Annotated in this window: 21 protein-coding genes and 1 tRNA gene; 6 read left to right on the plus strand and 16 right to left on the minus strand. The window is 63.5% G+C overall.

Annotated features, from left to right (window positions below):
* The first annotated feature begins 64 nt into the window (after positions 1-64).
* Positions 65-739: a TetR/AcrR family transcriptional regulator gene (locus ACYCVF_RS14855; protein ID WP_459596234.1), complete on the plus strand. Its 675-nt coding sequence runs from the start codon at positions 65-67 to the stop codon at positions 737-739.
* Between the two features lie 15 nt (positions 740-754).
* Here the strand turns inward: ACYCVF_RS14855 and ACYCVF_RS14860 are convergent, their stop codons facing one another.
* From ACYCVF_RS14860 to ACYCVF_RS14875, 4 genes are all read right to left on the minus strand, one after another.
* Positions 755-1117: a DUF1428 domain-containing protein gene (locus tag ACYCVF_RS14860; protein ID WP_459596235.1), complete on the minus strand. Its 363-nt coding sequence runs from the start codon at positions 1115-1117 to the stop codon at positions 755-757.
* A 162-nt stretch (positions 1118-1279) separates the two neighbouring features.
* A tRNA-Gln gene (locus tag ACYCVF_RS14865) sits at positions 1280-1353 on the minus strand.
* Positions 1354-1660: 307 nt separating this feature from the next.
* Entirely contained in the window at positions 1661-2563 is a 903-nt protein-coding gene (gene rnz, locus ACYCVF_RS14870) for a ribonuclease Z (protein ID WP_459596236.1), read from the minus strand.
* Positions 2564-2593: 30 nt separating this feature from the next.
* Positions 2594-3220 carry a TetR/AcrR family transcriptional regulator gene (locus ACYCVF_RS14875; RefSeq protein ID WP_459596237.1) on the minus strand — a complete coding sequence of 209 codons (627 nt, stop codon included), beginning with the start codon at positions 3218-3220 and terminating at the stop codon, positions 2594-2596.
* 199 nt (positions 3221-3419) lie between these two features.
* Between ACYCVF_RS14875 and ACYCVF_RS14880 the strand changes: the two genes are divergently transcribed.
* Both ACYCVF_RS14880 and ACYCVF_RS14885 read left to right on the plus strand, forming a co-directional pair.
* A complete protein-coding gene (locus tag ACYCVF_RS14880) occupies positions 3420-4664 on the plus strand; it encodes an efflux RND transporter periplasmic adaptor subunit (RefSeq protein ID WP_459596238.1) in 1245 nt (414 codons plus the stop codon).
* Between the two features lie 176 nt (positions 4665-4840).
* The gene (locus ACYCVF_RS14885) at positions 4841-8029 is read left to right on the plus strand and encodes an efflux RND transporter permease subunit (RefSeq protein ID WP_459596239.1); all 3189 of its coding nucleotides are present in this window, start codon (positions 4841-4843) and stop codon (positions 8027-8029) included.
* 215 nt (positions 8030-8244) lie between these two features.
* Here the strand turns inward: ACYCVF_RS14885 and ACYCVF_RS14890 are convergent, their stop codons facing one another.
* From ACYCVF_RS14890 to ACYCVF_RS14915, 6 genes are all read right to left on the minus strand, one after another.
* Positions 8245-8742 carry a hypothetical protein gene (locus tag ACYCVF_RS14890; protein ID WP_459596240.1) on the minus strand — a complete coding sequence of 166 codons (498 nt, stop codon included), beginning with the start codon at positions 8740-8742 and terminating at the stop codon, positions 8245-8247.
* 86 nt (positions 8743-8828) lie between these two features.
* The gene (locus ACYCVF_RS14895) at positions 8829-9275 is read right to left on the minus strand and encodes a MaoC family dehydratase (protein ID WP_459596241.1); all 447 of its coding nucleotides are present in this window, start codon (positions 9273-9275) and stop codon (positions 8829-8831) included.
* Positions 9276-9660: 385 nt separating this feature from the next.
* Positions 9661-10083, minus strand: coding sequence for a hypothetical protein (locus ACYCVF_RS14900; RefSeq protein WP_459596242.1), 423 nt, complete (start codon positions 10081-10083; stop codon positions 9661-9663).
* A gap of 12 nt (positions 10084-10095) precedes the next feature.
* On the minus strand, positions 10096-10317 hold the full coding sequence (locus tag ACYCVF_RS14905) for a hypothetical protein (RefSeq protein WP_007592399.1): 222 nt from the start codon (positions 10315-10317) through the stop codon (positions 10096-10098).
* A 200-nt stretch (positions 10318-10517) separates the two neighbouring features.
* Positions 10518-11336: a lytic murein transglycosylase gene (locus tag ACYCVF_RS14910; RefSeq protein WP_459596243.1), complete on the minus strand. Its 819-nt coding sequence runs from the start codon at positions 11334-11336 to the stop codon at positions 10518-10520.
* A gap of 34 nt (positions 11337-11370) precedes the next feature.
* A complete protein-coding gene (locus tag ACYCVF_RS14915; RefSeq protein ID WP_459596244.1) occupies positions 11371-13224 on the minus strand; it encodes a flavin-containing monooxygenase in 1854 nt (617 codons plus the stop codon).
* Between the two features lie 178 nt (positions 13225-13402).
* Here ACYCVF_RS14915 and ACYCVF_RS14920 point away from each other — a divergent pair, with 178 nt between their 5' ends.
* Complete coding sequence (locus tag ACYCVF_RS14920; RefSeq protein ID WP_459596245.1) at positions 13403-15028, plus strand: long-chain fatty acid--CoA ligase; 1626 nt, start codon at positions 13403-13405, stop codon at positions 15026-15028.
* 58 nt (positions 15029-15086) lie between these two features.
* Positions 15087-16298, plus strand: coding sequence for an acyl-CoA dehydrogenase family protein (locus ACYCVF_RS14925; protein WP_459596246.1), 1212 nt, complete (start codon positions 15087-15089; stop codon positions 16296-16298).
* A 129-nt stretch (positions 16299-16427) separates the two neighbouring features.
* On the opposite strand, the gene ACYCVF_RS14930 is transcribed toward ACYCVF_RS14925, so the two are convergent.
* The 5 genes from ACYCVF_RS14930 to ACYCVF_RS14950 all read right to left on the minus strand — a co-directional run bounded on the left by ACYCVF_RS14930 (position 16428) and on the right by ACYCVF_RS14950 (position 21640).
* Positions 16428-17336 carry an amino acid ABC transporter substrate-binding protein gene (locus tag ACYCVF_RS14930; protein WP_459596248.1) on the minus strand — a complete coding sequence of 303 codons (909 nt, stop codon included), beginning with the start codon at positions 17334-17336 and terminating at the stop codon, positions 16428-16430.
* Between the two features lie 146 nt (positions 17337-17482).
* A complete protein-coding gene (locus ACYCVF_RS14935) occupies positions 17483-18916 on the minus strand; it encodes an amidohydrolase family protein (protein ID WP_459596249.1) in 1434 nt (477 codons plus the stop codon).
* 16 nt (positions 18917-18932) lie between these two features.
* Positions 18933-19958, minus strand: a complete 1026-nt coding sequence (locus tag ACYCVF_RS14940) for an ABC transporter substrate-binding protein (RefSeq protein ID WP_459596250.1) — start codon at positions 19956-19958, stop codon at positions 18933-18935.
* A 42-nt stretch (positions 19959-20000) separates the two neighbouring features.
* Positions 20001-20777 (minus strand): ABC transporter permease, encoded by a 777-nt coding sequence (locus tag ACYCVF_RS14945; protein ID WP_061026348.1) that lies wholly within the window; start codon positions 20775-20777, stop codon positions 20001-20003.
* On the minus strand, positions 20777-21640 hold the full coding sequence (locus ACYCVF_RS14950; protein ID WP_459596251.1) for an ABC transporter ATP-binding protein: 864 nt from the start codon (positions 21638-21640) through the stop codon (positions 20777-20779). Before ACYCVF_RS14950 ends, ACYCVF_RS14945 begins: the two co-directional genes overlap by 1 nt.
* 190 nt (positions 21641-21830) lie before the next feature.
* Here ACYCVF_RS14950 and ACYCVF_RS14955 point away from each other — a divergent pair, with 190 nt between their 5' ends.
* On the plus strand, positions 21831-22589 hold the full coding sequence (locus ACYCVF_RS14955; protein WP_459596252.1) for a GntR family transcriptional regulator: 759 nt from the start codon (positions 21831-21833) through the stop codon (positions 22587-22589).
* On the opposite strand, the gene ACYCVF_RS14960 is transcribed toward ACYCVF_RS14955, so the two are convergent.
* Entirely contained in the window at positions 22586-23002 is a 417-nt protein-coding gene (locus ACYCVF_RS14960; RefSeq protein ID WP_459596253.1) for a nuclear transport factor 2-like protein, read from the minus strand. The two genes, ACYCVF_RS14955 and ACYCVF_RS14960, sit on opposite strands and share 4 nt — an antisense overlap.
* Positions 23003-23142: the final 140 nt, after the last annotated feature.

Genomic DNA, 23142 nt, shown 5'->3' on the forward strand with positions numbered 1-23142 from the left:
ATCCCGTCCCGGTCTAAATTATAATCAGAATTATGATTATGGTTTCACGCGGATGCAAGCGCGGATGCGGCCATTGTTGAATGAGCCCGAGTTTCGCGACTTCGACCTGCCCGGCGTCGCCCCGTCGCGGCAGAAGCGCAGCCGCGAGACGACGATGGCGCTGCTGCGCGCCGGCGCCGACATGCTGCGGACGCGCAGTCTTGCCGAGCTCTCGATCGAGACGCTCTGCACCGAGGTCGGCGCTACCGTGGGCGCCTTCTACAGCCGCTTCGAGAGCAAGGAGGCCTATTTCAACGCCCTGATGGCCCTGGCCGCGCGCGACGGCGAGCAGCGACTGGGCGAGATCAGGCGACCGTCACCGGATTCAAGCCTCGACCAGCTCTGCCAGATCATCGTCAGCGGCATCGTGGCCTGGATGCGCAGCCACGAGGGTGTGTTGCGCGCCGCGCTCCAACATGACGACACCCGCCCGGACAAATGGACGCCGTTCAAGGCGCTCGCCCAGGCGACCACGATGCGCGCCACCCCTCTCCTGCTCCCGGCCATGGGCAGGGGCCGCAAAGCGGCAAAAGCCCGTGCCATCGCGTTCGGCTTCCAGGTCGTGCTGGGCACGCTGGTGAACGCGATTCTCAATGATCCCGGGCCGCTATCGCTGTCGTCGAAAGAGATGGAGACGCGGCTCGCGGGCTGCCTGTCGCTGCTGCTGCAGGCCGAGGTCGGTCGACCTGCCGCGCGATAGGCCTGCCGCCCGCTGTCAGCCGATGATGTCGTTCGCCCGGAGCAGCGTCGTGAAGCCGCCATAGATCATGCGCTTGCCATCGAACGGCATGCCCTCGAGCTTCAGCCGCGGGTCCGCCATCACCTTCTTGTTGACGGCATCGCGACTCTCCCGGTCTCGGTAGACGATCCAGGCGAACACCACGACCTCGTTCTCTTTCGCCATCACCGCGCGCGGAAACGAGGTGAGTTCTCCATAGGGAACGTCGTCACCGATGCATTCGACATAATCGAGCGCGCCGTGCTCCATCCAAATCGCGCAGGCGGTCGTCGCCAGCGCCTTGTAGGACTCGATGTTGTCCTTCGGCACGGCAAGAACGAAACCATCGACATAGGGCATTAGTATCTCCTTGGTTGTATGGCCCAAGGACGATAGAACGCGCGGCGATCCGACTTGGAAATCCGATGTTGGATGAGACAAACCGTCGCGAGCAGCGAAGCGGCGACGAACCATGTCATCCGGTCCGGAGCTGGAACTAGATCTTGGGAAAGCGCCCGGAACTGGCTGGGGAACCTGGATTCGAACCAAGACAAACAGAGTCAGAGTCTGTTGTGCTACCGTTACACCATTCCCCACCGAAGCGCTTGATATTACTTAGCTTTCTTCGGAAGTCTTGCAAGGCTGGCTGACAATTTTGCAAATCAGCGGCTCGCAGGCCGCTCATATAGCCGCGCTGACCTTCGCGGTCCAGTCCTTCTGTGAACATCGTCACTTGTTCTCGCTGCGTTCATGCCCCTCACTCGAAATTACAGGGTCCGGGGGTGTCCTTTGCGCGCGTGGATCGTCGTGCATCGCTCCTTCGCGCGATCACAGGAACGATGAAGATCAGCAGCTCCGATCGGCATCGCGTGCACGTTCCAGGCAACCGACCTGAACACTTGTCTAGATGACGATGCGATCGAAATCAGCTGCGATCCGGGTGTTCGGAAAAATCCCGGCGGCCTCCGCAAGAACCTCGTCGTCCTCATAGCGGCCCGATTGGTGCGTGAGCACGAGCTGGCCGACATTGGACGCCGCCGCAAACGCCGCCGCCTCTGCCGCAGTGAGATGGCCGTAGGCCCGGGCCGTCGATGCGTCGCGGTCCAGGAACGTCGCTTCGATCACCAGCACGTCTGCGCCGGCGATAGCGTCAGACAGCCCCTCCGTGGTCTCAGTATCGCCGACCACCACGAGCTTCCTGCCGCCGCTTGGCGGTCCCAGCACGTCCTCCGGGTCGATCGTACGCCCGGCGATCACGACCGGTCGTCCCTCGGCCAGCCCTCCTCGCAAAGGACCGTCCGGAACGCCCAGCGCAGCGAGGCGGTCGGGTTGGAGATGACGGCGCGCGGGACTCTGGAAAACGAAACCAAAACTGTCGGTGTCGCGGTGGCGAACCGGAAAACAATCGATGGTGAATTCACCGGCATCGATGACCTGTCCGGCGGTCAGCGGCGCGAACTCCACCGCGATCGGCGCCCTGCCTGCACCCCAGAGGCCTGCAAGCATTCGGATGACCATGTCGAGCGTCCCTTGCCCGCCGTGAATTGTCATCGCGTCGGAAGTCTTGCGCAATCCCAGTGTTGAAAATAGGCCGGGGATACCAAGCACGTGATCGAGATGAGCGTGCGTCAGCAGGATGCGGTCGAGCCGCCGAAAGCCGGCGCCGCTGCGCAGCAACTGGCGCTGCGTGCCCTCGCCGCAGTCAATCAGGATGCGCTTGCCCGACGCCTCCACCAGGAGCGCGGGATGGTTGCGCTCCGCCGAGGGAACGCTGGCGGAGGTACCGAGAAATGTCAGGGCGAACATTGGCGCGACTCGTCCAGCAGGCCGGCGAGCTCATCCGCCCGGCTTGGCAGAATCTGACCCCGGCTCCGATTGCGCTTCGACAGCCTGCACGGCGACACTTGCCACCTGCCGCAACGCTTCGCGATCCGCACCTGAAGATGCCATCACACCCATGCCGACCGACACTGCCGACACATAGCGCGCGAGCGCAGCGGGATCCGACGTCGGCTTGAGATCACCTTCGGCCTTGGCACGAACAAAACGGTCGCGGAGCTGGTCCTCGTTCTGGGCGCGGCGCGCGGCCAATTCGAAGGGGACGTTCTCGGAGCCGGTGCCGCAGGCAATGCCGCCTTGCACCAGCAGGCAGCCGGGTGGATTGGCAGGATCGGTCTGCTTGTCGGCGATGCCCATCAGCATCCGCTCGGCGACGGCGCGGGCGGTCGGTGCTGCCACCACCTCCTCCAGCCAGATGTCGCGCAGCTTGGTGTAGCGGTCGAGCGCGGCCTTCAGCAGACCTTCCTTGTTGCCGAAGCAGGCGTAAAGACTGGGCGGGTTGATGCCCATAGCCTCGGTGAGCTGGGCAATGGTCGCGCCCTCATAGCCATGGCGCCAAAACACTTCCATCGCTTGGTCCAACGCCATTTCGGCGTCGAATTCGCGGGGACGTCCCATGCCCATATGCCTGTCTCCTCGGATCTGGCGTTCCGTCCAACCCTAACGCCAAACCCTATCTGATTGTTCTAACTCTCTTTTTCTTGCGTCTTCCAATCGTCGCGGTATCGCCGTACAATTTTCTTAGTGAATGGTACATAAGTATCTTGCACTGCGGTATCCAGCTCCACATCTGTAGTGAACACTACATATCTGGAGCGCGCAAATGCACCCCTCCCAAAATACCCCCCGCACTGGCCGTTTCCGCCGCCTTATCGGCGGCGTGGCCGTCGTGGGCGCCCTCGCCGCGGCCGGTTCGATTGCAACCGGCCGCTACTTTCACGCGGCGCAGGCGACCGCACCGGCGGCCGCGGCCGAACAAGCCGTTTCCGTCACCGTCGCGGTGATCGAGCCCCGACAGACTGTTCTGTGGGACGATTTCTCCGGCCGACTGGAGGCTATCAACCGGGTCGAGTTGCGTCCGCGCGTGGCGGGAGCGATCATGGCGGCCAACTTCACTGAAGGCGCGCTGGTGAGGGCCGGCGATCTGCTGTTCAAGATTGATCCCGCCCCTTACGCGGCCGAGGTCGACAAGGCTGCCGCCCAGCTCGAAGCTGCGAAAGCGCGCGTCGTCTTCACCCAGAGCGAGCTCGAACGCGGCGCGCAGCTCGTCGGCAACGCCGTGGTGACGCGGCGCGATTTCGATCAGCGAGAGAATGCCCATCGCGAAGCGGTCGCGAACGTGAAGGCGGCCGAGGCAACGCTCCAGACCGCAAAGCTCAATCTCGACTATACCGAAGTGCGCGCGCCCGTTGACGGCCGCGTCGGCAAGATCGAAGTGACCGTCGGCAATCTCGTTGCCGCCGGCACCGCGTCCCCGGTGCTGACCTCGCTGGTCTCGGTCAATCCGATCTACGCCTCGTTCGATGCGGATGAAGAGATCGTGCTGCGCGCGCTCAACTCGATCGCGGATGCTTCCGGCCAACGCGGCAAGCTCGACCAGATTCCCGTCGAGATGACGACGTCGGGCGGCCTGTCCGCGAAGGGTCACATCCAGCTGATCGACAACCAGGTCAACGGCCAGAGCGGCACCATCCGTGTCCGCGCGGTGTTCCGCAACGAGGACGGGCGCCTCATCCCCGGCCAGTTCGCCCGCGTGCGCATGGGGCAGCCGAAGCAGCAGTCGCTGGTGATAATCGACGAGCGCGCAATCGGCACCGATCAGGACAAGAAGTTCGTGATGGCCGTCGGCGACGACAGCCGCGCCGTTTACCGGCCGGTCACGCTTGGCGGCGCCGTCGAGGGACTCCGCATCGTCACCGCGGGCCTCAAGCCCGGCGACAGGATCGTGGTCAACGGTTTGCAGCGCGTGCGTCCCGGCGCCCTCCTCAAGACGGAGATCGCGCAGATGGGTGCGCGTGGGCCGCAGCAGGCCTCGAATCACAGCAATCAGGACGTGGTGCAACGCTAAGCACGTCATTCCGGAGCGCGACGACGTCGCGTTACTAAGGTGCGCAGATTGCGCACCTGAAACTCTCGAAGTTGCGAGACTCCGATACTTCACCTCTGCATTCCGGGCCGCGCTGCGCGCGCCCCGGAATGACGGGGAGTTGGCGGAGACGCAGGACATTGCCCAGGGGCAAAGCCATGAATCTCTCGAAGTTCTTCATCGACCGTCCAATATTCGCCGGCGTGTTGTCGGTGCTGATTTTCCTCGCCGGTCTGATCTCGCTGTTCGCGATGCCGATCTCGGAATACCCGGAGGTGGTACCGCCCTCCGTCGTCGTGCGCGCGACCTATCCCGGCGCCAACCCAAAGGTGATCGCGGAGACGGTGGCAACGCCTATCGAGGAGCAGATCAACGGCGTCGAGAACATGCTGTACATGTCGAGCCAGGCGACCACCGACGGCGCGATGACGCTGACGGTCACGTTCCGTCTCGGCACCGACCCGGACAAGGCGACGCAGCTGGTGCAGAACCGCGTGCAGCAGGCCGAGCCGCGCCTGCCCGCCGTGGTGCGCCAGCTCGGCATCATCACCAAGAAGTCCTCCCCAGACCTCACCATGGTCGTGCATCTGTTGTCGCCGAATGGCCGCTACGACATGACGTATTTGCGCAATTACGCGGTGCTCAACGTCAAGGATCGCCTCGCCCGCATCGACGGCGTCGGAGACGTGCAGCTCTACGGCGCCGGCGACTATTCGATGCGGGTCTGGGTCGATCCGCAGAAGGCCGCCGAGCATGGCCTGACCGCGAGCGACATCGTGCGGGCGATCCAGGCGCAGAACGTCGAGGCCGCTGCCGGCGTCGTCGGCTCCTCCCCGAACGTCGCAGGTATCGACCTGCAACTCTCGGTCAACGCGGAAGGCCGCCTGGCGAACGAGGACCAGTTCGGCGACATCGTGGTCAAGACCGGCGGGCGCGGCGAAGTGGTGCGCCTGCGCGACGTCGCGCGCGTCGAGCTCGGCGCCTCCGAATACGGCCTGCGCTCGCTGCTGGACAACAAGCAGGCGGTGGCGATTCCGATCTTCCAGGCACCGGGCTCCAACGCGCTGCAGATCTCCGACAATGTCCGCGCCACCATGGCCGAGATCAAGAAGAACATGCCGGAGGGCGTATCCTACCAGATCGTCTACGACCCCACGCAGTTCGTGCGCTCCTCGATCGAGGCGGTGATCCATACGCTGCTGGAGGCGATTGCGCTGGTCGTGCTGGTCGTGATCCTGTTCCTGCAGACCTGGCGCGCCTCGATCATCCCGCTGCTGGCCGTGCCCGTGTCGATCGTCGGCACCTTCGCCGTGATGCACGTGTTCGGCTTCTCCATCAACGCGCTCAGCTTGTTCGGCCTCGTGCTCGCGATCGGCATCGTCGTCGATGACGCCATCGTCGTCGTCGAGAACGTCGAGCGCAACATCGAGGCCGGGCTGTCTCCGCGCGACGCCACCTATCAGGCGATGCGCGAGGTCTCGGGCCCGATCATCGCGATCGCCTTGGTGTTGGTCGCGGTGTTCGTGCCGCTCGCCTTCATCTCCGGCCTCACGGGTCAGTTCTACAAGCAGTTCGCGCTGACGATCGCGATCTCGACCGTGATCTCGGCCGTCAACTCCCTGACGCTGTCGCCGGCGCTGTCGGCGCTGCTGCTCAAGGGCCACAATGAGCCGAAGGACCGGCTGACGCTGATCCTCGAAAAGGGCCTCGGCTGGTTCTTCCGCGGCTTCAACAAGGCCTTCACGCGCTCCTCGGAGAGTTACAGCGGCACCGTCAGCAAGGTGATCTCGGGCAAGGCCGCGGTGATGGGCGTCTACGTCGTGCTGGTCGGTCTCACCGCGCTCATGTTCCAGCAGGTGCCGAGCGGCTTTGTGCCGGGACAGGACAAGCAATACCTCGTCGGCTTTGCCCGCCTGCCCGATGGCGCGACGCTCGACCGCAGCGAGGAGGTGATCCGCAAGATGAGCGACATCGCGCTGACCCAGCCCGGCGTCGAAAGCTCGGTCGCCTTCCCGGGCCTGTCGATCTCCGGCTTCACGAACTCCTCCAACGCCGGCATCGTGTTCTCGACCCTCAAACCGTTCGACGAGCGCAAGGATCCCTCACTCAGTGGCCCCGCGATCGCGGCCGACCTGAACAAGAAATATGCCGGCATCCAGGAAGCATTCATCGCCATGTTTCCGCCGCCGCCGGTCAACGGCCTCGGCACCATCGGAGGCTTCAAGCTGCAGATCGAGGACCGCGCCGGTCTCGGCTATGACGCCCTGAATGACGCGACGAACGCATTCATGGCTGCGATGCAGAAGGCGCCGGAGATCGCCGGCGTGTTCTCTAGCTTCCAGGTCAACGTGCCCCAGCTGTTCGCCGACATCGACCGCACCAAGGCGCTTCAGCTTGGCGTGCCCGTGACCGAGGTGTTCAACACGCTCCAGATCTACCTCGGCTCCTACTACGTCAACGACTTCAACAAGTTCGGCCGCACCTATTCCGTCCGGGTTCAAGCCGACGCGCCGTTTCGCGCGCGCGCCGACGACATCAGGCAGTTGAAGGTGCGCTCGTCATCGGGCGACATGGTGCCATTGTCCGCGCTGCTCACGATCCGCCAGAGCGCGGGCCCGGAGCGCGCAATCCGCTACAACGGCTTCCTGTCATCCGACATCAACGCGGCGGCTGCGCCCGGCTTCTCATCGGGCCAGGCGCAGGAGGCCGCGACGCGGATCGCTGCGGAAGTGCTGCCGCCGGGCTTTGCCTTCGAATGGACCGACCTGACCTATCAGGAGTTCATCGCTGGCAATTCCGGCATCTGGGTGTTTCCGCTGGCGATTCTCTTGGTGTTCCTGGTGCTGGCCGCACTCTATGAGAGCCTGACCCTGCCGCTCTCTATCATCATGATCGTGCCGATGGGGCTCTTGGCGGCGATGTTCGGCGTCTGGATCTCGAAGGGCGACAACAACGTCTTCACCCAAATCGGCTTGATCGTGCTGGTCGGCCTCTCGGCCAAGAACGCGATCCTGATCGTCGAATTCGCGCGGGAGCTCGAATTCGCGGGACGCACGCCGATCCGGGCTGCGATCGAGGCGAGCCGGCTGCGGCTGCGTCCGATCCTGATGACGTCGATGGCGTTCATCATGGGCGTCCTGCCGCTGGTGCTCTCGACCGGCGCCGGCTCGGAGATGCGGCGAGCCATGGGCGTCGCGGTATTTTCCGGCATGATCGGGGTCACCGTGTTCGGCCTGTTCTTGACGCCGGTGTTCTACGTACTGCTGAGGACCGTCACCGGCATGAAGCCACTGACGCATCACGGCAGCGACATCAGCGCTGCACCGGTTCAGGGCGCCGGGCACTGATCTGACGCCCACGTAACAAAGTCGCGTCATTCGATCGAATGACGCGCGATAGCCTTCTGATGATGTCTCGGTTTGAACCTGTCTCCGGCTGCAGCGACTCGCCTGCAACCGGAATGGGCTTTCGAGCACGAGCGGTTTGGAAAGGCCTTGCGGGCCTGACGAGACCTAGCGCGCCCGCTATGGAGCCGGGGCCGGTGCATTGCCGGCTTCGAGACCTACTTCCTGTTCTCCTCGCAGAACTTCAATGCAGCCACCGCCTCGCCGGCCCGCGGAATCTGCATCTCGATGCTGTCTTCCTCGTCGTCCTCGAAATCAAGCGTGAGGCGCTTCGCCTTAGCCAGCCGGTCCATGATCGACTGATCATACTCGAAGATGCCGCGCACCGTGGTCTTGTCCATGACCTCCCACTTCGCCTTCTTCATGATGTCGGCGTCGTCGGTGCCGACATCGGCCCGGAGGATCTCTCCTGTCTTGTCCCATTCCCAGCCGTCGTAGATCATGACGATCACAATCGCCTTCTCGGAATAGGTGATCACGATGACGTAGTCGCGGTTCTCGTCATCCTTGTCCTTGTAGCCGCGGCTTGCATTGCAATGCGTATCCTGCGCGCGCTTCTCGATGGTCCAGTCGCCGACTTTGGATTGTTGGGCAACGGCGAGCCCGGCGCTCAATGCGCCTGAAAGCAGTGCAGCGCCGAGAATGAACCGTTTCATGTCGGCCTCCAGCGTTGTTCCCCGACCTGAGATGACCATCTCTGCCGGTGACCCGCAAGGGTTTCTGGCACAGAGCCGCCTGTGCCCTACTCCCGTCGCGGCACGATCGCGATCGGCGTGAACGTGTAAACCTCCTCGCGGTTCTGGTTGAACATGGTCCATTTCACCAGCGCGATACCCTGCGGCTTCGACTTGGATGGCGTCAGGCTCATGACCTCGCCGACCAGATGCAGACGATCATTGGGTCGCACCGGAAGCGTCCAGCGCAGGCCGTCGACACCGGCGCCAATCAGCGGATGCGGGCCGAACGGGCGGGCCTGGATCGCGAGGTTCATGGCAATGGCTGCGGTGTGCCATCCGGAAGCTGCGAGCCCCTTGAACAGGGTCGCCTTGGCGGCCTCGTGGTCGAGATGCATCGGCTGCGGATCGAACTCGGCGGCAAAGCGCTTGATGTCGGCCTCGGTGACCTGAACTTCGGGGGATTTGAATTGCATTCCGACGGTGAGATCGTCGAACCACTCGACCGGCGCCATGATTCTGCCTCGCAATATGACCCGCCGCCCCGAAGAAGCGGCTCAAAGGGCTTCAGCAATAACGGGATATAGCGGGCCCGCAGCGCACAAACCAGTCATGGGTTCCACGCGAAACCCCTTTCCCGATGCGACGAAACACGCCTGAAACAGATGGCCGGTTAAGTCGTTGTCAAAATAAGCACAGGGAAGGCCACCATGCAGTTCATCCTCGACCTGATCTACGAATATTCTTGCTGCCAGAACCTCGTTGCCCAGACGCCACGGGAGGATGAGCTATGATCGAAGTCATCTCAGCTCTGCTCGCTTTGTGCAGCATCGGTGTATTCGCGGCGCACGCCCTCGACGCATACCGCACCTCGCATTCCTGACCGCCTTGCCCTTCGCGCTAAAAGGGCCGCCGGTAGAAGTGCTCGGAGTGCGTGGCCGGTGGAAACCGGTTTGCGAGCGCAAGCGCTGCCTTCTCGTCCGTCTCGAGCGCGATCTTCTGCGCCAGCATCACGTCGCCCGGCACAAGGAAGCCTGACGGGACGAAGCACCAGCCCATCGTCGCGCGGCCCTCGCCGTCGATCTCGTGAACGTTGGCGGCCGTGCCATAGTGGATGCGATAAGTCCTGCCGGTGTCGCAGCCGACCACGTCGAAATACCGATGTTGCTCGAACTGCGTGCGCTGCGCCGGCGACAGCCATTCAGCCAGAAGCCGGCGGCCGCGGGCGTCCGGCGTGTTCTCGCCGAAGAAGCGGCGATAGAGTTCACGCAGCGCATGCAGGCGTGCACGCGCGGGCGCGCGGAGCCAAACTGCCGCGATCATGAGCAGCTCGGATCAGCCGCCGACCAAGCGGGGATAGAACAGCGTTTCCTGCGCGGTCGGGTCGAACGATCGGATCCGGGTGACTTCGCCGGGGCCGGTCCGAAGAGCGGCGGTGAACCCGGCTCCGGTCAGCTCCCGAAAGCGCCGTTCGGCTCGTGCCAGCGCTTCGGCATTGCCCGGATCAAACTCGTGGCGCGTGTCGCCCGTCTGGTCCATCACGATCTGGGTAGCCATGTTGAGTCTCCTCATGCCCAGCCCTGAACTTGAACAAAGCAAACCTCGTGCCGTCGGTTCCTGATGGCAACAACTTTCTCGCGCCCGCGCATCACGCCTTGCTGAGCAGCCTAAGCGCGATGAGATCATCATCGCGCTTTAGGTTATTGTTTAAGCATGATCTTTTCGGAAATCCGCTGCACACTTTATCGGATCATGCTTCAGCGCGAGGCTGCGGCGCTCCCGCCCTCGTCGATTTGCCGGCCCATCAGCGCGATGGCCTTCTGATAGACACCCGCGGCATTCCAAGCCTCGATCGCGGCGAAATTCGGCTCGCCCGGCTGGTAACCGGCTCCCGCGCGCCAGCCATGGGCCTTCAAGAAATTCGCCGTCGAGTTCAGCGCATTGGCAGCAACTTCGAGGTTGCCGGTGCCGTAGGCCAGAATGCTCTTGGGCATGAACTGGGTCTGACCGACCTCGCCATGCATGGAGCCGCGGGTCGATCCCGACAGCGTTCCGCGATCGATGAGCTTCAAGGCAGCATAGAGCTGGTCGGTGAAGAATTCGGGACGACGGCAGTCATAAGCAAGAGTCGCGATGGACGACAGCATGTTCTGGTTGCCGCGCTGACTGCCGAAGCCGGTCTCCATGCCCCAGATTGCGATCAAGGGTCCGGGCGGCACGCCATAGCGCTGCTGGATCGAGGCGAACAAGGCGGCCTGCGACTGCTTGAGCTGCCGTCCCTTGGCAACGATGGTGGTGGCGCCGCGCTTGGCGAGGAACTGGTCGAGCGTCAGCGAAAAGCTGCGCTGGCCGCGGTCGGCCGCGATGGTGGCGCTGGCATAGTTCGTCTGCATGAGAGCCGAGAGTGCGGTGGGGCCGATGCCCTTACCCTGCGCCTCCGCGCTGAACTCGCGCTTCCACGCCTCGAAGCCGGCCGGCGAGCTGCCGCATTGCGCGGCCTCGGCGGTGGACGCCAAGCAACCCAGCAGTGCCATCACGCCAAAAACCGCCCCCGCAAGAGCCCTGCCCCTGATCATAACCAATATCTCCGTCCTGGACCGATCGGCAATCTTACCCGCTCGAGGGCGCCGACTCCATGGCCTGATCATAGGACAATTCGAGACCTTCCAGATTACCTTCCTTGCGCCATTTTGCGAGCAGCCGCAGGAATGCCACCGGCCCGCGCCAATACTGGCTGTTTCTTGCCGCGGTTGGATCGAATACGCCTTCGTTGTTGTAGTAGCCCGGCGTGCATTCGGCGAGATAGGTCTGCCGGCCGAGTGCGGCCTTGACGACCTCGTCGACCCAGGCGCTCTCGGCGGCAAGCGTCGGCTCCAGGGTGCGCGCCTTGCGCTCGCGGGCCTGCTTGATCACATACGCGATGTGCTGCGATTGCTCGTCGATGATGTGCGGAAAATTGGCGCTCTGTCCGGCCTGCACCGTGACAATGAGGAAGCAGTTCGGGAAACCGCGGCTGTAGAAGCCGTGCAGCGTCTTGACGCCATCACGCCATCGCTCGGACAGGCTGATGCCGTCGCGGCCATAAACCTCAAAGCCCATGCGGCGGGCGTAGTCGGTACCGACCTCGAAACCGCTGGCATAGATCAGACAGTCGAGCTCATGGGCCTTGCCATCGACGATGACCGCATTCTCGGTGATGCGCTCGACGCCCTGCCCCTTGGTGTCGACGAGGTGCACGTTCGGACGATTGAACGTATCGAGATATTCATCATGGAAGCACGGCCGCTTGCAGAATGCCTTGTACCAGGGCTTGAGCGCCGCAGCGGTTGCTTCGTCCTTCACGACGGCGTCGACGCGGGCGCGGATCTCCTCCATCTTGCGGTAATCCGCCTGCTCGATCACCTTCAACGCCTCATCCATCGAGGTGACCGGCTGGGCTTGGCGGCGCGGCGCCAGCAGGATCTCGCCGAGCAGGCCGGTCCAACCGTCCTGCACTAGATCCTGCTCGAACGGCTCGCCTGAAATGACGGCCGTAAAATTGTCCATGCGCTCGCGCTGCCAGCCCGGCTTCAGGCTCTGGGCCCAGGCCTGATCCGTTGAACGGTCGTCGCGAACGCCGATCGCAGACGGCGTGCGCTGGAACACATAGAGCTCCTTCGCCGACCGGCCGAGGTGCGGCACGCATTGCACGGCGGTGGCGCCGGTGCCGATGATGCCGACGCGCTTGTCGGCGAGACCGTTCAGACCACCGTCCGCGCTACCGCCGGTGTAGCCGTAATCCCAACGACTGGTATGAAAGCTGTGGCCCTTGAACGTCTCGATGCCGGGAATGCCCGGCAGCTTCGGACGGCTCAGCGGACCTCCGGCGAGAATGACGAATCGTGCGCGGATGCGATCGCCCCGATCCGTCTCGACCAGCCAACGCCCTTCCCGCTCCTGCCAGGCCATCCGCGAGATGACGGTCTGAAACAGCGCACGCTCGTAGAGCTTGAAATGATTGCCGATGCGGCGCGAGTGCTCGTAGATCTCCGGCGCCCGGGCGTATTTGCGCACCGGCATGTAGCCGGTCTCTTCGAGAAGCGGCAAATAGATATAGCTCTCCGTATCGCAGGCGGCGCCGGGATAACGATTCCAGTACCAGGTGCCGCCGAAGTCGGCGGCCTTTTCCACGATACGAAACTCCTTGATGCCGGCCTCGCGCAACCGCGCGCCGCACAACAGGCCGCCGAAGCCACCGCCGACGATGAGCACTTCGGTGGTCTCGCTGACGGCTGCGCGCGCAAATCCGGGATCGGCCCACGGATCGTCAAGATAGCGGCCGAACTCGCCCGTAACGTCGACATACTGCGCCTTGCCTTCGGCGCGCAGACGACGATCGCGCTCGTCGCGATAGCGGGCACGAAGGGCGGAGATATCGAGCGTAGATGCGCCGGTTGAGCCGGTCTTGTGTCTTTCCGCTGACATCCATCTCCTCCACCGCGAACGCTGCTTCGCCGGCAGCTCTTCTCACGTTAGCCCCGAAAAAGCGCGGCATGCAATCTCGCTCGTTGTTTTTTGCGTGAACGCTGCGTGGCGTTCCGCTAACCTTCCGCGCAAATCACGAGCCTACGCCGCGCAACGACGCGGCGATCTGGAGGAGACCATGCAGGGATTGATGATGGACATGCCGCTTCTGATCAGCGGCCTGATCCAGTATGCAGCCGACTATCACGGCGAAGCCGAGATCGTCGCGCGCGAGATCGAGGGCGACATCCATCGCTATACCTATGCGGACGCCCATCCACGCATCAAGCGCATGGCGCTGGCGCTCAAGCGGCTCGGAGTGAAGCCCGGCGACCGCGTCGGCACGTTGGCCTGGAATACCCATCGCCATTTCGAGATGTTCTACGCCGCGCCCGGCATGAACTATGTGTTGCACACAGTGAATCCGCGGCTGTTTCCCGAGCAGCTCGTCTACATCATCAACCATGCCGAAGACCGTCTCCTGTTCATCGACCGCGCCACGCTGCCGCTCGTCGAGGCGATCGCGCCGCAATTGAAGACGGTCGAGGCTTACATCGTGATGTCCTCGCGCGAGCGGATGCCCGAGACGACGCTCGCGAATGTTCATTGCTACGAAGAGCTTCTGGAGAAGGAGAACGACGCCGGCTTCGTCTGGCCGGAGTTCGACGAGAAGTCCGCCTCGACCATCTGCTACACGTCGGGCACCACCGGAAATCCAAAGGGCGTGATCTATTCGCACCGCGCCGCGATCCTGCAGACAATGACCTGCTGCAATTTCGACTTCCTGCCTGGCCATGTCGAGGGCGTCCGCGAGGTGATGATGCCGATGGCGCCCCTCTTCCACGGCAATGGCTGGAATATGCCGTTCACGGCTCCCTATACCGGCTCGAAGCTGGTGCTGCCCGGACGCAATTACGAGCCCGACAAGCTCTATGAGCTGCTCGAAGGCGAGAAGGTGACGCTCTCGGCGGGCGTGCCCAGCTTCTGGCTGATCCTGCTCGACTGGCTCGGCCGCACCGGCAACAAATTCTCCACGCTGCGCGCAACGCTGTCGTCCGGCTCGGCTCCGCCGCGCGCAATGGTCGAGAAGCTCAAGCGCGAATATGGCATCGACTATATCCAGGCCTGGGGCATGACCGAGGCCCTGGGCTGCTCGATGCCGGGCCTGCGGCCCGGCTCGGACCATCTCAGCGAGACCGAGAAATTCGATCGGCGCCAGGTCTCGGGGCGCGCCTGTTTCGGCACCGCCTTGCGCATCGTCGACGATGCCGGCAACGAATTGCCGCGCGACGGCAAGACCGTCGGTCATCTGCGCGCCAGGGGACCCTGGGTCGCTTCCGGCTACATGAAATTGGAGGAAGGCCTCGATCACGACGGCTGGCTGATCACCGGCGACATGGCGGTGATCGACCAGCAAGGCCACGTCACGCTGACCGATCGCTCCAAGGACGTGATCAAGTCCGGCGGCGAGTGGATCTCCTCGATCCAGCTCGAGGACATCGCCTTGTCTCACCCCGACGTGCTGCAAGCTGCCGTGGTCGCGATCGCGCACGAGAAATGGCAGGAGCGACCCTTGCTCCTCGTCGTCCGCAAGAAGGGCGCGACCGTCGACGGCAAGACGCTGCTCGACCACATGCGCCCAAAGATCGCGAGTTGGTGGATGCCGGACGCGGTGGAATTCCTGGACGAATTCCCCATGACCGGCACGGGCAAGGTGCTGAAGTCCGCACTGCGCGAGAAATTCAGGGAATACCGCGTCGCGTGAAGCGACGCATCATCGCGCACCGAAGTCCGCAGCCACCCTTCGATCGAGGAGACGAAAGATGCTCTACCCGATGTCGCCCAAAATCGTCGAACTCAAGCGCAAGCTCGAAAGCTTCATGGACCGGCACATCTATCCGAACGAGGAGCGCTTCTATCGCGAGGCCGAGGAGCTTGGGCCGTGGAAGGTCTATCCTGTCGTCGAGGAATTGAAGCCGCTGGCGCGCGCCGAGGGACTCTGGAATCTGTTCCTGCCTGAAAGCCGCCACGGCGCCGGCCTCACCAATCTCGAATATGCCCCGCTCTGCGAGGTCATGGGCCGCTCGCATCTCGCCCCCGAAGTGTTCAATTGCTCGGCGCCCGACACCGGCAACATGGAGGTGCTGGAGCGCTACGGCTCGGAGAAGGACAAGGAGCGCTGGCTGAAGCCGCTGCTCGCCGGCGAGATCCGCTCCTGCTTCGCCATGACCGAGCCGGCGGTCGCCTCATCCGATGCGACCAACATCGAGAGCTCGATCGTGCGCGACGGCGACCATTACGTCATCAACGGCCGCAAATGGTACACCACGAACGCGACCGACCCGCGCTGCAAGATCTGCATCTTCATGGGCAAGACCGATCCTGACAATCCCGACCGGCACAAGCAGCAATCGATGATCCTGGTGCCGATGGACACGCCCGGCATCGAGGTGAAGCGCCCGCTGCCCGTGTTCGGCTTCTACGGCGTGCCCGACCGCGCCTCCGAAGTCGTGTTCACCAATGTCCGCGTTCCCAAGGAGAACATCCTGCTCGGCGAGGGCCGTGGCTTCGAGATCGCGCAAGGCCGTCTCGGGCCCGGCCGCATCCATCACTGCATGCGGCTGATTGGACTTGCCGAACGCACGCTGGAGAAGATGTGCCGGCGCGTGCGCAGCCGCGTGGCGTTCGGCAAGCCGGTCTCCGAGCAGACCGTGACACAGGAACGCATCGCGGAGGCCCGCATCATGATCGAGCAGGCTCGGCTGCTGACGCTCAATGCCGCCTACGCGATGGACACGGTCGGCAACAAGGTGGCGAAGGCCGAGATCGCGATGATCAAGGTTGCCGTGCCAAACATGGCCTGCCAGATCATCGACTGGGCCATCCAGGCGCACGGCGGCGGCGGCACCTCGAACGATTTCGGTTTGACACAGGCCTACGCGACCGCACGTCTTCTGCGTCTTGCCGATGGGCCGGACGAGGTGCACCGGAACCAGATCGCGCGGTTCGAGCTGAAGAAGTATTCGAACGCCTAGCCAGAGAGCTCGCGAGGCGCTGTTTCCGTCTCCCATGTCCGTCGAAGCCCTGGCGAAGGCGGATGCGCGGGCGTGGAGAGGGCACAATCATGCGCCTCGCGATGACAATCAACGCCTCGGCACCCCGCCTCAGTTCACCACATAGACATCAGGATCGGCGCTCGAGCTCGGCTTCTTGAAGGCGTTGCGCAAGGCGGACGATATGGGGACGTTGTAGTTGAGGCCGCTTGGCGGCGTCGGCGATTGCAGCCATTTCCGGTAAAGGACTTCGATCTTCGGGCTCGCATAGAGCTCCGCCGTGGCGCGGTCGGCGAGCGTCTTGAACGGTGCATCCTCCCGCCGCAGCATGATCCCGTAGGGCTCGGGCTTGGAGAACGCCTCCTCGCTGATCATGTAAGCTTGCGGCTCCTTCGACCGCGCGATCGCGACCGCGAGTTGCACGTCGTCGAGCGCGTAGGCCTGGGCGCGGTCGGTCTCCAGCAACAGGAACGCCTCGGCCTGGTCCTTGGCCGGCATCAGATTGATTCCGAGATTGCGCTCGGTGTTGACCTTGGCAAGCTGCGTCAGGTTGACCGATCCCGCCACCGCAGTGACCGCCTTGCCCTTGAGATCGTCGATGGTGCTGATCTTGGCGGCCTTCTTGGCTGCGAACCGCGTCGCGCTCAGGAAATGCGTGTTGGTGAAGGCGACCTGCTTCTGGCGCTCGGCATTGTTCGTGGTCGCCGAGCAATGCAGATCGAGCGTTCCGTTGACCATCAGCGGAATACGGTTCGACGACGTTACCGCGAGCGTGTCGACCGCGATGTCGGGCATGCCGAGCTGCTTCTTCACTGCGTCCACGATCTCGAGACAGATATCCATGGCAAAGCCGACCGGCTTCTGATTGCCATCCAGATAGCTGAAGGGGACCGAGGCCTCCTGATAACCGAGCGTGATCTTCTTGGTCTCCTTGATCTTCTGCAGCGTGCCGGAAAGATCTTCGGCATAAGCGGCACCCGCTAGACATGTCACGGCCAGGAGAGCGGTGGGTAGTCGCATCGGAAGGTTCCTTAAAGGGGCGTCGACGGGTGTCAGGAAGCGATCGCGGAGCTGATAGCCTACACATGCGTCAGCCGCCAGCCGAGGCTGCGTCTACCACCTATCTCCCTTTGACAGACGTTCCCCTCGCGGCGCCGTTCCTTGGTCTACTGGCAGGTCAGCTGCTGCTCGAACCAGCCGCCCAGCCGTTCCGACAGCGGCGGCCACATCCGTCGGAAGCTTTCAAGCTTGCCGACATTGCCACGGTACATGGCCCGCAACTGCTCTTCGATACCCGGCAGATCAATGCCAGAGCAGCTTCCGTCCTTCACGATCGTCTTGCCGGCGACGACGACCTCCTTGACCAGCGATGCATTGCCCCGCGCGAACAGGAGCGCCATGGGATCGACCGGCATGATCTGGTCGCGATCCAGCCGATCGAGATCGATCACGACGTAATCGGCGGGGTTGCCTGCGTTGAGTTCGCCGCTGCCCGGCGCGCCGGTGGCGCGGCGCCCATTACGAATGGCGAGCGCGAACATTTCGGCCGGGGTCCATGTCTGCTTGAATCCGAGCTCGCCATGGACCATCTGCACCAGCCGCATCTCGCGCAGGATGTCGTCGTCCTCGTCCAGCGCGAGGCCGTCGACGCCGACGGCGACGGCGCAGCCGCATTTGTGGGCAACGGCGATCGGGGCGAGCCCCGAGCGCAAATGCATGTTCGAGCTGAAATTGGTGACGATGCGCGCGCCGGAGGCCGCGATCATCTCCAGCTCATCCGGCCTCGCGTGGATGCAATGCGCCAGCGTCAGCCGATCCGAGAGGAAGCCGATGTCGCGCAGCCAGCGCACCATGTCCGGAAAGTGCTGATCGGCCCAGGCCCGCTGGTACACGGTCTCTAGCAGGTGCATGTGGATCCGGCGGCCCGTCAGCGCCGAGTTTTCGGCGACGGCCTCCAGCAATGGCTTCGAGCACCATTGCACGCCGGCGGGCCCGAGTTGCACATCGACCATTGGGCCTGCAATGGCCCCGGCAGTGGCGTCGGTGAGTTCAATATACGCCTTCGGCGACATCGGCGCGCGGACGAACAGCTCCTCGATGGTTCTGCGATCATCGCCGGAGAGACCCGAGAGCACCGGCTCGGCATCACCGTAGACGATCGGATTCTGGTCACGCACGGCCATCGCAAAGGCGATGCGGATGCCGACGTCGGAGCCCGCCTTCGCGATTGCCTTGGCCTCGTCGACCAAGGGCATCGTCCCGCTCGGGCGCGTGTAGTGCACCATCATGGCCGCGCAGCCGGCCTTTGCGGATCGCGCCAAGGCAGAGACCGCGGTCAGATAGGGATCAACGGGCGCGCCCAGCGCGGTGCGCAGTATCCAGCTTTCCAGGGGCATGCCGACCGCGCCGAAGGACGATGCGGTGGCACGAGCGTGGTCGTGGGCGTTGACGAAGGCCGGGATGACGAAGGAGCGCGGCCCAGGGCCCGCTCCTTCCGCGATATCCGTGATGATGCCTCCATCATGCCGCAGCACGACATTGTCGCTGACACCGAGGTCGGGACCACGGAACAGGCTCGTTGCCGAAATCTCCGTGGCCATGGCCGTCGCTCCAGGATCAGTTGGCCGTATACACCAGTTCCCGCTCTGCGCGCGGCGGCAGGAACTCGCGCGAGAACACTTCGGCGGACGTCGGTGCCCGGGCGAGCTGATAGCCTTCGACCACGATGCCGATGGCGCGCGCCATACGATCGTCCTTGATGTCGCCGATGCCAATCTCCTTCATCTCGGGTGAGACGATCAGCTTCTCGAAGGAATATTGCAGTCGGCGCTTCTCGACATCGGCGTTGATGAGGTTGTCGTAGTTCATCGCCGCCTTCATGCCGGCATTCTGGTCCTTCGCAACCGCGATCGCGCCCTTGTTGATGGCGCGCACCAGACCCGCGACGGCCTTCGGGTTCGATGCGATCAGCTTGCGCGACACCATCACGCCGTTGGAGTAGAGGTCGAGACCGTACTCACCGAACGAGAACCATTTGAAGTCCTTGTCCGGGTCCTGGCGGTTGAGCACGAGGTTGAAATAGCTGGTGATATTGAAGACGAGCGCAGCATCGATGTCGCCCTTGATCAGCATCGGCTCCTGGAGGTTCGGGGCCATATTGGAGATCTTGATCTTCTCGCCGTCGAGCCCGTTCTTGCGCGTGAACACCGGCAGGAGGCGCGTCGTCGGCGTGCCCTGCGCGCCGCCGAGAGTGCGGCCCTCGAAATCCTTGATGGTGTTGATGCCGCTTGACTTCTTGGCGACGATCGCAAACGGCGGCTGGTTCCACATCATGTAGACCATGACCGGCGCATCCTGCGGCTTGGTCGAGGCGTTCTGGATGATGGCGTTGACGTCGCCGAAGCCGGCGTCATAGGCACCCGACATGACGCGCGTGACGGTGGCGCCGGAGCCCTCGCCCTGGTCGATGACGACGTTGAGGCCTTCCGCTTTGAAGTAGCCATTGTCCTTGGCGTAGAAGAACGCAGCGTCGCTGCCTTGGGTCTTCCAGCCAAGCGTGAACTTGATCGTGGTGTCTTCAGCCAGGGCTGCGCCCGTGGACAGGGCTAGTCCCACGAGCGTGGCAGCTAGTTTTCTCAACATCGAGACCTCCTCAGCTTCGTTGCGTGATGATTGTTCATTCGGTCAGGTGGCAATCACGTCGTTCTTGCGCGTCGCCCAGCCCGTGACCCGCCCTTCGATCAGCGAGAACACGACGTAGAGCGCAACGCCGAGGCCGGCGAGCACGAACAGGCCGGCGAACACCAGCGGCACGTTGAAATTGGACGAGGCGGTCATCATGACGTTGCCGATGCCGCGATTGGAGGCGACCGTCTCCGACAGCACCGCCCCGACGAAAGCGTAGGAGATCGCGACCTTCAGCGACGCGAAGAAGAACGGCATGGTCCTGGGCAGGCCGACGTTCCAGAGAATGTCGAGCTTGCTGGCGCCGAGCGCCTTCAACACGTCCTCAAGTTCGGGCTCGGTGGTCGCAAGGCCCGTCGCGATGTTGACGACGATCGGGAAGAAGCAGATCGACAGTGCGGTCAGCACCGCCGGCACCGTACCGGAGCCGAACCACAGTACGAAGATCGGCACCACCGCCACTTTCGGGATCGATGAGAATCCGATCAGCAGCGGATAGCAGGTGTCATAGGCCGTCCTGGAGACACCGATGATGGCACCGAGGGTCACCCCGAGGGCGACGCCGAGCACGAAACCGAGCATCGTGGTTGCCAGTGTCTGCACGATGTGCGGCCACAACACCGGGAAGCGCTCGACGAGTGTCACGAACACCTGCGACGGGCGCGGCAGCACCAGATCCGACATGCCCGTCATCAGGCAAAACAATTCCCAGGCGACGAAGAACAGCACGATCAGGCCCGCCGACCACGCCTTCTGCCTGACATCGATCCCGAACATCAACTTGCCCCCTGCTCAGCCGCGCTGCGCGCGTCCTCGATGAAGGCGCGCAGCTTCTGGTTCAGCGCGACGAAATCGGGCTCGAACGTCATGGCGACCGTGCGCGGCCGCGCGAACTCGACGCGGCTGTCGTCGAGGATGCGGCCGGGACGCGCGCTCATCACGCAGATCCGGCTCGCAAGGAAGCCGGCTTCGCGCAGGTCATGCGTCACCAACAGCACGGTCGGCTTGCGCGTCATCCAGAGAGTCTGAAGGATCGCCCACAGCTCCTCCCGGGTGAACTGGTCGAGCGCACCGAACGGCTCGTCCAGCAGCAGCAGACGCGGCTCGTGGATCAGCGCGCGGCAGAGATTGGCGCGCTGGAGCATGCCGCCGGAGAGCTGCCAGGGGTAGCGGCTGCCGAACCCCTTGAGGCCGACCTGCTCCAGCAGCGCGTTGGCCTTGTCGCGGAATTCGGTCTTGCGCAGCTTCCGAAAGTTCGAACGGAACGGCTCGACGATCTTCAGCGGCAGCATGATGTTTCGCTCGATCGTCATCCACGGCAGCATGGTCGGGTTCTGGAAGGCCATACCGACCCGCATCGCCCGCGCCGCGACCTCGCGGCCGCCGACGATGACGACGCCGCTGGTCGGCTGCACCAGACCGCTGACGAGCCGCAAGATGGTCGATTTGCCGCATCCGGAAGGGCCGACCAATGCGACAAACTCGCCGTCGGCGATCCGCAAGCTGGTTGTCGACAGCGCGGGCACGGCGCGGTCGCCGCGCCCGAAGGTCACGGAGGCCTCGGATAGCTCAATGGCAACACGGCCGGAGCCTTCGGGAACGGGCTGGCCGTCAAACTGGGCGTTGGGCTGCATGCGCATCACAGCCAAAGTGCATGCAAACTGGATGCCAGCCATCGACTTGTGCCAAATCAAGGAACTAGCCGAACACTCCGCCAAATAGCCGGATTCGATTTAAGCAATGCGCACGCCAAACTGCATGCAATTGGAGCGCTGGATTGGCGTCAGAGCGTGCTAAAGAAGAGGCGACCCTCCCCTCAAGGATTCGCCGATGGCGGCGCGCTCCACCAGCAAGACTTCTGAATCATCGGACAAGGTCAGTCTGATCTGCCGCGCGCTCAGGCGCGCGATCATCGAGCAGGCGCTGGAGCCCGGCACAAAGCTGCCGGAGGATGCGCTCGGCGAGCGTTTCGGCGTCAGCCGCACCATTGCCCGCCACGCGCTTGGGCAACTTGCCGCGGAGGGCCTCGTTGAGCTGCGCCGCAACCGGATCGCGGTGGTAGCGACGCCGAGCTGGCAGGAGGCGCGCGATGCCTTCGACATCCGCATCGAGCTCGAACGATTGGTCGTGCGCCAACTCGCGGGCAAGCTGACCAAGGCGCAGATCGCCGAGCTGAACGCTCATGTCGACGCCGAGGATCGCGCGCGCGGCGGCACGGATGCGGTGTCGATCCGCCTCGCGACCGAATTCCACATCCTGCTCGCGCACATGACGAACAGCCCGATCCTGGTGCGCTATGTCAGCGAGGTCGCCTATCGCTGTTGCTTGACGCTCTCGCTCTACAGCCGCCCGCATTCCAGCGAATGTGCCATCAACGAGCACCGCGCCATCATCGCCGCGCTTGCGAAGGGCGCCGAAGTCAAGGTGATGGAACTGATGCATCATCACCTGGATTCCGTGGCAAATCGCGCGCTGGTGGCCCCGACTCCCCAGCGCGGCCGGGATCTGCTCGATATCCTCGCGCCCTACGCCGACGAGGTGACGAGCGACCGCGTCGTCAAGCTGCAGAAAGTTGCCCGCAGGAATTAGGCCTCGATTCCACGCTGGACCAGGATGCGCTCGGCGCTGTCGTTCCACACGTCCATCTTCACGATCTGGCCGCCCTTGACGACGAAACGATCGACGAAACGATTGCCCTCGAACGGCGTGCCGTCCATCCACTCGCCGTAGAGCGTGCCGACGCTGTAGACGACGGTCTCGTCCGCGCCGGGGCAGACATCGAACCGATCCATCTTCTTCTTGACCCAGCGATAGCGCTTGGCGTTGAAACCGGTCGGCCCGCGCGGATGATCGAACTCGCGCCCGCCGGTAAAGGTGATCACCGTGCCCGGCTTCATATAGGCTGAAGCTGCGTCAGGATCGGGTATCATCGACGCCGTGAGATAGGCTTCCACGATCTGGGCGTCGGTCATCGGGCGTTCGGTGTTTGCGGGGGCGGACATGCTGGATTCTCCGGGTGTCAGCAATTTACAATTCGTATCTCGAAGTGCATGCACATTTTTTGAACAATTTGACGGCAAGAGTGCACACAATCTGGAGCTGCCCGCCCCGAGACCTTCCGCTAGGCTATCACAGCTGAATC

This window comes from Bradyrhizobium cedriense, assembly GCF_054602315.1.